Raw genomic sequence first — 8,223 nt, 5'->3', positions numbered from 1 at the left:
CATATCTCTTCAGATATTAGCAATGTCAAAGAGCAACCCAGAAGACAAACAACCAGACCAGTGCGCCCTATACTATCGGCGCGCCCGCCCTGATATACCCCTGAATTATCCACCTTCCAGATCATCCGAACCGCAGCCCGTCGTCCCTTCCAGCGTCCCAACGTGCACCTCAGCGCCGCCGGTGAAGGGGTATTTACGGTTAGTGCTCCGAGTCCGCAAGAGAAAAAATCGCCTGATTGCCAGTTTTTTTCATTTTTCATTTATGGCGTAAAATCAGCCCCTTAACGCAACAATCCTGCGCAAGGGCCACAGTTGCCGCAAGTTTACCAGACAGGATTTCTATATCTTGCGCCCTCGGCCATGTTGGCCGCAAGACCTGCGTCAGTCGCTCAGGCGGCAACCCGGTTCGGGCGGCTGTGCCGGCGTCTTGTCCGGCTCAAAAGCAGCCCAGCGATCACCAACGCGTAGAGCAGCGGCTCCCATTGGAAGCCTTTGGTCAGAAGAAGGAAGTGCAACGCGCCCAGAATGGCGATCGGATAGACGAGCCTGTGCAGTTTGCGCCACGTGACGGACCCGAGCTTTCGGAGGCTCCAGTCGTTCGATGTCGCGACGAGCGGGATCATCAAAACGAAGCCTGCCATTCCCACGGTGATGTACCAGCGTTTGACGATATCGGCCCAGACGCCCTGGAACTGCACATCCAGAACAAGCCATGTCAGCAGATGTGCAAGGATATAGAAGAAGGTGATCACCCCGATGGCCCGTCGGAACCTGAGCAGGTTCAGTCCGGCAAAGCGTCGCAAGGGGGTTACGGCCAGACCGGCAATCAGAAGCCACAGGCTCCAGAGACCCAGCTGGTGTTCTATCCGTTTTGCCGGGTCGACACCCAGTTCGCCGGTCAGTCCGAGCAGGTAGATCCAGATCACCGGAACCGGCGCCACAAGATACAGACCCCAGGCCGGGATCCGACGCAAAAGGGTATTCGCCCGATCAAGCACGGATCAGAAGAATTCCCGCAGGTCCATGCCTTGGTAAAGGCTGGCCACGTCTTCCTCGTAACCGTTGAACATCAGCGTCGGCTGGCGCTTGGCGAAAAGCCCGCCGCCGATCCGCCGTTCTGTGGCCTGCGACCAGCGCGGGTGATCCACCTCGGGGTTCACATTGCTGTAGAACCCGTATTCCCGCGCGCTGTACTTGTTCCATGCCGTGGGGGGCTCGTCCTCGACCAGAGAGATCCGGACGATCGACTTGATCGATTTGAAACCGTATTTCCACGGCACCGCCAGACGCATCGGAGCGCCGTTCTGTTTGGCGATGTCACGTCCGTAGATGCCCGTGGCCATGATCGTCAGCGGGTGCATCGCCTCGTCGAGGCGCAAGCCTTCGACATATGGCCAATCAATGACAGGCGAGGACAGGCCGGGCATTTCATCCGGGCGCATCGCCGTTTCGAACGCCACATACCTGGCCGAAGACTGAACGCCGACCCATTCCAGAAGATCGGCAAGCTCGAACCCGTTCCATGGAATTACCATCGACCAGGCCTCGACACAGCGGAAGCGATAGATGCGCTCCTCGATGGTCATCTGGCTCATGATGTCGGCAAAATTGTAGTCGCCCGGCTTGTCGACAAGACCGTCGATCCGCACCGTCCATGGATCGATGGTCAACGCATCGGCATAACGCGCCGGGTCTTCCTTGCCGGTGCCGAACTCGTAGAAGTTACAGTAGTTCGTGATCTCCTCCCACGTGTTTGGCTCGAGCACCTCTTGCGCGGTTGCTCCCTTTGGAATCGCCCCGACGATACCCCCGGCTGCCATACCGGCCATCATCTGACGCCGGTTCAGAAAGGCGGAATAGGGGGTCGCATCCTCTGCGGTCAGGGTGTTCTTCCAACGATATGCCATGAGATCCTCACTTTGCTATCCCCTGCCATATAGATGGCCGCGCCAGCCCGACCAAACCAACTTGCCTCACGTGTCCGTGGTGATGATGAAATGTTTGCAGCGGCCTGCGCTGTGCAGAGATCTGATGCTCAGCCTCAGCCCTCGATCATCTCGACCCGCGTCGCGTGACGTCCGCCTTCGAATTCGGCCGACAGGAACGCGTCCACGATATCAAGCGCGAGCCCGTCACCGACCACGCGGGCGCCGATCGACAGCATGTTGGCATCGTTGTGCTGACGGATCATGCGGGCCGAGAACGTGTCGGAACAGACACCGCAGCGGATGCCCCTGACCTTGTTCGCGGCCATCATGATGCCTTGGCCGGTGCCACACAGGATAATGCCCAACACGCAATCGCCAGAGGCAACCCGCTCGGCGGCGGCCTGACCATGCTTTGGATAATGTGTGCTCTCGGGCGTGGTCGGGCCGATATCGACAACGTCCCACCCCTGGGCCGCCACATGGTCGGCAATCGTCTGGCGCAGCGCGATGGCGGCGTGGTCACTGGAAAGCACAAGGCGTCTGGTGCTGGTCATGGAAGATCATCCCGTATCAAAGCCGTAGGGCAACTGGCCGCCTTGGATCAGACGGGCCGCGTTTCGTCAATTCACCGGCTGCGCCTGCGGCCACAGATCGGACATCAGGATCGTCCGACCATCGGGTTGCACCACCCGCACATGGGTGCGCCGCATCAGGCGCGGTTCGGCCACCCCCACGGAATGCGCGATGGTTTCGACCTCCTTTACGATCTCCTTGGCATAGGCCGCGACGCGCAGTTCCTTGGACTCGACCACCAACCCGGCCTGGAACCGGGGGTTATGCGTGGTGATACCCGTGGGACAGGTGTTGCGATTGCATTTGAGCGCCTGGATACATCCCAGCGCGAACATGAACCCGCGTGCGGAGGTCACGAAATCCGCCCCCGTCGCCAGCGCCCAGGCCACGTCTCCGGGATTGACCAGCTTGCCACTGGCCACCAGCGCTATGCGGTCGCGCAGACCATACGCGTTGCGGATATTCGCAACGATCGGCAGCGCTTCACGGATGCTCATGCCCACGAGGTCGATAAGCGGCATGGGGGCCGCGCCCGTCCCACCTTCTCCACCATCCAGCGTGATAAAGTCCGGAGCCGCGTCCGCGCCACGCTGGGCAATCGCCTCGAAAAGCCCCACCACTCCGTCTTCGGAGCCGACACACATCTTTATTCCTGTCGGCTTGCCGGTCACCTCGCGCACGCGCGCTATCATGTTCAGGAGATCCGTCCAGTCATCCACCTCGACATGCCGGTTCGGGGAAATGCTGTCCTGACCGACCGGGATTCCGCGAATGGCGGCGATCTCGGGGGTGATCTTGCTGCCGGGAAGGATGCCGCCCTTGCCCGGCTTGGCTCCCTGGCTCAGCTTGATCTCGAACATGCGCACGGTTTCATGCGCAGCCACATCGCGCAGTCTGTCCTCGTTCAGCTGACCGTCGGCGTCGCGCACACCGTACTTGGCAGTGCCGATCTGAAAGACGATGTCGCAGCCGCCTTCGAGGTGGTAGGGCGACAACCCGCCCTCGCCTGTGTTCATCCAGATCCCCGCGCGCTTTGCGCCCCGGCTGAGCGCGCGTACAGCAGGTTTGGAAATCGCGCCGTAACTCATGCCTGACAGGTTGAAGAACGAGGTAGCCGTATAGGGAATACGCGCGCCAGCGCCGATGACCTTTGGCTCGGAGCTGGCGAACTGGTCATCCACCGGCGGAAAAGGCGCGTTGACGAAAAGCGGCGTGCCGACGATCCCCGTGTTCCGCGTAGAGCCAAACGCCACCGTATTGCCATGGCCTTCCCCAGAGCGCTTGACCCATTCCCGCTGGGCACGGTTGAACGGCAGCTCTTCTCGATCCATCGCAAAGAAATACTGGCGGAAGAATTCACCCAAGGTCGAAAACAGACCCCTGAACCGCCCCAGAACCGGATAATTGCGCCGGATCGCATCACTGGTCTGCGTCCTGTCGACGATAGCGAAAACCAACACGACCAGCAGCGTCAGCCCGATCACGCCGACCAGAAGCACAGCCAGAAACTGCAACGCGTACATCACGACGCCCATGATACCCCCTGTCCATCAGGGCCAGAGCACAGCCTGGCTGCGCCACAGTTGCAACTTGGCAAGGAGACCGCAAGAAGGGCTGAACCGTGTCGGGGTGCAAATCGGTCACTATGGCGTGTCGCGCGATGCCACCGGTGTCAAAACGCGTCATCTTCCATGTCGAAATCCCAGTCACCGTCCCAATCGGCGGTGTTGAACACGGGTCGATAATAATCGATCAGCGCACGTTCCAGCAAGAACGCCCATTCCCGCTCGTTGCCGGTCGCGGTCTTCCCGCCGAACTCGAAAGGAGCTTCGGCCCAGCAGACATGTATGAACTTGTCGTTTCTCGTGCTGTTCCGGGTGCCCTTTCCAGTGCCGCCAATGCCGCGGATCCGGGCAAAGGACACCAGCCGTTTTCCCTTGTGCTTCATCGCTTCGGCCTTGTGCTCGGTCACGACGGTGCGCAGGTAAGAGCCAAGCCGCTGACGCAAACCGCGCTGGCCGACGGCAATGCCAAGATACAGCGAGCGCTCCGGCGACGGCGGATGGCAACCCGACACAAACGCATAAAAGCCCCGTGCGGTAGGGATCACGGAACGCGCACCGCGATGTTGGGTAAGCTGCGCAATGCTGTGCGGTGCGCTCCAGATGATCTGGTCATGCCAACTGGCCATTCCCGGCATTCCTTTTGAAATCAATCGTCAAATGACTGTCACTATATGCCGACGTTACCATATGGCATGCGATTCTCGCAGTTCGGGTTCGGCACCCTGGGAAAAGCAAACAAATGCGGCAATTCGCATATTTAAATCTCGTGAGTCTCCAGTAATATGGCGACATGAACAAACATATCCTCCCGATCGTCATCATCGCCTGCGCGGCATCCTCTGTCGCGGCGCAGGACATCATCACCTATGACACCGACCAGTCCTTCGAAGATGTCACCTTCGGGCTGGAAAACGCCATCCTCGACGAGGGGCTTGTCATCGACCACGTCAGCCACACTGGCGACATGCTCGAACGCACGAAGGGAGATGTCGGCTCCGAGGTCACACTCTATCTCGAAGCGGATATCTACAGCTTCTGCTCGGCCAAGATTTCCCGCGAGGTGATGGAAGCCGATCCCATGAATATCAGCTTCTGTCCCTACGACATTTTCGTCATGGTCCGGCCCGACACGCCCGAGACCACCACCATCGGGTTTCGCAGCTTTCCGGACGGCGCGATGAAGCAGGTCGAGGCGATGCTCGACGGTATCGCGCGAGCCGCAATCGGGCTGGAAAACTGACGGAACGATAACGCGCGATCACAAGAACTTCATTTGAAAACTCAAGGGCTTGCGGCTTAGGCGGCAAGCCCTCCCCGTCAAGCGGCACAGGCGGAAATCCCCGCTGATCCATTCCCGTCCGGCCTACGTCTAACCCTTCAGATGCAACACGCATCAGAACGTATGACAAAAAGGACGACCTAAATGTTTCGTAAGACAACAATCGCCCTCACCGCTGCAGCTTCGATGCTCGCAAGCACAGCCGCCTTCGCGGCTGGTCACACAAAGGATATCGTGGACACCGCAATCGATGCGGGTTCCTTTGAAACGCTGGTCGCAGCCGTTCAGGCAGCCGATCTTGTGGAAACCCTGAAGGGTGAAGGCCCGTTCACCGTGTTCGCGCCGACCGACGAAGCGTTCGCTGCGCTTCCGGAAGGCACGGTCGAAAGCCTGCTGATGCCGGAGAACAAGGATCAGCTGGTTTCGATCCTCACCTACCACGTTGTTCCGGGCAAGGTCATGTCCACCGACCTCGCGGATGACATGGAAGCCGAAACGGTTCAGGGCGACACGGTGACCATCGACCTCGACAATGGTGTAATGGTCGAAAACGCAACCGTCACGACCGCCGACATCGAAGCGTCGAATGGCGTGATCCACGTGATCGACACGGTGATCATGCCCGGGATGTAAACCCCAACCATGTGTTGACGACGGGGCGGCTCTCGGGCCGCCCTTTTTCTGTGCGATGGCTTGCGCCGATTGACCGTCGCAATCGCTTGCAGCGCGGTCCGCTTCGACTAGGCTGCTGAAATGTTTGATCGCCTCAGCGCCAAGGGATTTGATATCGCAACCTGCAACCACGCGGGCGCAATCCTGTCGGTGGATTTTCCCAAGGTCTCCGGCGAACTCGAAACCGCGCTTCTGGACCTGCACATCCCGGCTGAGGAACTGATCGGCTCCGGTGGCGGCGAGGCGCCCTCGACGCAACGCTTGCGAAGACGGCTTTATGCGGAGAACTGGCCCAAGCACCATTTCGACTTCCGGCTGATCGTGGACGGCAGGGAAACCGTCTCGAACAGCCACGAGATCGACCATGTCCGACGCACCAAGGCGGGGACCATCGCGCTCGAAATCGAATGGAACAACAAGGATCCGTTTTTCGACCGGGATCTCGAGAACTTTCAGCGTCTGCACGCGCAATCCGCAATATCGGTCGGCATCCTGATCACGCGCGGTGCCAGCCTGCAAACCGACATGCTGACCATCATCCAGAACTGCATCGAAAAGCACGGCTTTGCAGGCGAATCCGACATGGTGGACAGCTTCGGCATGAAGGACCGCACGCGGCGTCAGCGCGACAAGGTGCAACGATTGACTGAAAAGGGCATCCCCTTTGCCGAAGCCTTCTCGAAGCAATTCGTCAGCGACAAGTTCGGCGCCGCGACGACGCATTGGCAAAAACTCAAGGACCGGATCGACCGGGGTGTGGGCAGCCCCTGCCCGCTTTTGCTGATCGGGTTGCCGGCGTCGATCATCGACCCCTGACGCCAGTCACCAGAACGCGGGATCGTTGAAGGCGGGCATTGTCCGCCAGGTGCCTTTGAGCGGCGCAAATGCCTTTCCATCAAGGGTTTGGCCCAGCCAACCCTGCGGGTATTGCAACCTGAACGGCGCCGCCACCTGATCTATCAGCGCCTTCCGAGGCTGAGAAAGAGCGCGTGAAAAGGTCGGCAATGGTAGTTGCGCGTCTTGTGAAACCAGCCGACAGCGCAAGATCGGACATTTTCTGCGCCGAGCTTTATTCCGCTGCCACGCCCGAATTGTGCTTGTACGTCTTCCAGGTCGGTTTGTAGTCATTGCTGGCCTGATTGCCCCAGACGGTCCAGCCTTCGCGAACGCCGCGCCCGAACAGTTCAAGATACGGGCCCCAGGAACAGCTCTCGATGACCTTGTACTGTTCATCGGGTTTGCGGCTGTGTTCCCGCTTGCGAGTCTTCAGGACATCGCCATCCGGCTCGTCCGCCTCTATGTAATTCACCTGGGACCGGCCCGGCCCCAACGTGCGCACGTCTTTTCCCCGGACGCCGAACAAGAGGATTTCGGTGACATTGCGGAAATAGAATCCGACGCCCCGACCATCCGGCCCGCCATCCTTGCGCACCTTCTCCCAGATGATGTTCGACTTGTATTCGAACCCCCAGGCATTCAGTACCTGAAGCCCTTCCGGCAGCAGCGCATTCGGCACCCACAGGTAGCAATGGGCACGATCTTCCAGATGCTCTGCCACAGGAAGATCGCAGATCTCCTCGAGGGTCATGGTCGGATAGCGCGCCAGCCGCTTGTGTTCGGGCGCGACCTTGCCGGTCCGGTTCTGGAACCGCCAGGGCGGGTCTGCCATGACAGTGGCAAAACGGTCTTCGCCAAGGAAGGTGCGTAGATCATCCGCCGCAGTCATGACTCACCTCTTGTTGTGGTTTCGTTCCTGTCTAAATCAATATTTTGTATCGGGCAAACAAAGAACACGCAGGCCTGCCGCAGTTCTTAGGCCGTTGACCTTAACGCTTTGCAAATCTCCGAAGATCAGGCCTCTTGCCAGCGCCCGCCACGGGCCAGACATGCAAAAAGGCGGAGGTTTCCCCCCGCCTTTCAGCGTCAGCCCGGATCAGGCTCAATGCACAACGGCGTCATCCGGACGCGGCCGGTTCGAAGCCGCAACCCTGTCGCCGATGATAAGGCCCTCGGAACCCGCGGTGACCGGCACCAGGTCCCCGTCCGAGACATCTCCGGCCAGAAGCATTTCGGCCAGCGGGTCCTGCAATGCCCGCTGAATCACCCGCTTCAAGGGTCGCGCACCAAAGACCGGATCATAGCCTTCCTCGGCCAGCCACTTCCGCGCGCCGTCATCAAGCTGAAGCTCGATCTTGCGCGCCGCAAG

The 8,223-nt window shown here is 59.7% G+C and carries 9 protein-coding genes and 1 pseudogene; 3 read left to right on the top strand and 7 right to left on the bottom strand.

The window, feature by feature from the left end; translation table 11 throughout:
* Nucleotides 1-389: 389 nt before the first annotated feature.
* The 5 genes from msrQ to LCF60_RS22565 all read right to left on the bottom strand — a co-directional run bounded on the left by msrQ (nt 390) and on the right by LCF60_RS22565 (nt 4,692).
* Nucleotides 390-998, bottom strand: a complete 609-nt coding sequence (gene msrQ / locus LCF60_RS22585; protein ID WP_292294797.1) for a protein-methionine-sulfoxide reductase heme-binding subunit MsrQ — start codon at nt 996-998, stop codon at nt 390-392.
* A 3-nt stretch (nt 999-1,001) separates the two neighbouring features.
* Nucleotides 1,002-1,907, bottom strand: coding sequence for a protein-methionine-sulfoxide reductase catalytic subunit MsrP (msrP, locus tag LCF60_RS22580; protein ID WP_292294796.1), 906 nt, complete (start codon nt 1,905-1,907; stop codon nt 1,002-1,004).
* Nucleotides 1,908-2,041: 134 nt separating this feature from the next.
* Nucleotides 2,042-2,482 (bottom strand): ribose 5-phosphate isomerase B, encoded by a 441-nt coding sequence (gene rpiB / locus LCF60_RS22575; RefSeq protein WP_292294795.1) that lies wholly within the window; start codon nt 2,480-2,482, stop codon nt 2,042-2,044.
* Nucleotides 2,483-2,548: 66 nt separating this feature from the next.
* Complete coding sequence (locus LCF60_RS22570; protein ID WP_292294794.1) at nt 2,549-4,036, bottom strand: FMN-binding glutamate synthase family protein; 1,488 nt, start codon at nt 4,034-4,036, stop codon at nt 2,549-2,551.
* 137 nt (nt 4,037-4,173) lie between these two features.
* Entirely contained in the window at nt 4,174-4,692 is a 519-nt protein-coding gene (locus LCF60_RS22565; protein ID WP_292294793.1) for a hypothetical protein, read from the bottom strand.
* 164 nt (nt 4,693-4,856) lie between these two features.
* Here LCF60_RS22565 and LCF60_RS22560 point away from each other — a divergent pair, with 164 nt between their 5' ends.
* The 3 genes from LCF60_RS22560 (at nt 4,857) to LCF60_RS22550 (ending at nt 6,833) form a co-directional block, all read left to right on the top strand.
* The gene (locus LCF60_RS22560) at nt 4,857-5,306 is read left to right on the top strand and encodes a DUF302 domain-containing protein (RefSeq protein ID WP_292294792.1); all 450 of its coding nucleotides are present in this window, start codon (nt 4,857-4,859) and stop codon (nt 5,304-5,306) included.
* Between the two features lie 183 nt (nt 5,307-5,489).
* Complete coding sequence (locus LCF60_RS22555; RefSeq protein ID WP_292294791.1) at nt 5,490-5,978, top strand: fasciclin domain-containing protein; 489 nt, start codon at nt 5,490-5,492, stop codon at nt 5,976-5,978.
* A 120-nt stretch (nt 5,979-6,098) separates the two neighbouring features.
* A complete protein-coding gene (locus LCF60_RS22550; RefSeq protein WP_292294790.1) occupies nt 6,099-6,833 on the top strand; it encodes a BglII/BstYI family type II restriction endonuclease in 735 nt (244 codons plus the stop codon).
* Nucleotides 6,834-7,086: 253 nt separating this feature from the next.
* On the opposite strand, the gene LCF60_RS22545 is transcribed toward LCF60_RS22550, so the two are convergent.
* Together LCF60_RS22545 and LCF60_RS22540 are read right to left on the bottom strand one after the other, a co-directional pair.
* Nucleotides 7,087-7,743, bottom strand: a complete 657-nt coding sequence (locus LCF60_RS22545) for an MT-A70 family methyltransferase (protein WP_292294789.1) — start codon at nt 7,741-7,743, stop codon at nt 7,087-7,089.
* 213 nt (nt 7,744-7,956) lie between these two features.
* A pseudogene (locus LCF60_RS22540) lies at nt 7,957-8,223 on the bottom strand (ATP-dependent chaperone ClpB); the annotation flags it as partial.

Source organism: Marivita sp. (assembly GCF_020055635.1).
GTDB lineage: Bacteria > Pseudomonadota > Alphaproteobacteria > Rhodobacterales > Rhodobacteraceae > Marivita.
The sequence above is the reverse complement of the archived record's forward strand: the minus strand, read 5'-3'. Positions and strand labels throughout refer to the sequence as shown.

What these genes read in the sequence shown, in the direction of transcription:
- msrP (WP_292294796.1), bottom strand. Translation starts at nt 1,907, where the DNA reads ATGGCATATCGTTGGAAGAACACCCTGACCGCAGAGGATGCGACCCCC.
- rpiB (WP_292294795.1), bottom strand. Translation starts at nt 2,482, where the DNA reads ATGACCAGCACCAGACGCCTTGTGCTTTCCAGTGACCACGCCGCCATC.
- LCF60_RS22570 (WP_292294794.1), bottom strand. Translation starts at nt 4,036, where the DNA reads ATGGGCGTCGTGATGTACGCGTTGCAGTTTCTGGCTGTGCTTCTGGTC.
- LCF60_RS22565 (WP_292294793.1), bottom strand. Translation starts at nt 4,692, where the DNA reads ATGGCCAGTTGGCATGACCAGATCATCTGGAGCGCACCGCACAGCATT.
- LCF60_RS22560 (WP_292294792.1), top strand. Translation starts at nt 4,857, where the DNA reads ATGAACAAACATATCCTCCCGATCGTCATCATCGCCTGCGCGGCATCC.
- LCF60_RS22555 (WP_292294791.1), top strand. Translation starts at nt 5,490, where the DNA reads ATGTTTCGTAAGACAACAATCGCCCTCACCGCTGCAGCTTCGATGCTC.
- LCF60_RS22550 (WP_292294790.1), top strand. Translation starts at nt 6,099, where the DNA reads ATGTTTGATCGCCTCAGCGCCAAGGGATTTGATATCGCAACCTGCAAC.
- LCF60_RS22545 (WP_292294789.1), bottom strand. Translation starts at nt 7,743, where the DNA reads ATGACTGCGGCGGATGATCTACGCACCTTCCTTGGCGAAGACCGTTTT.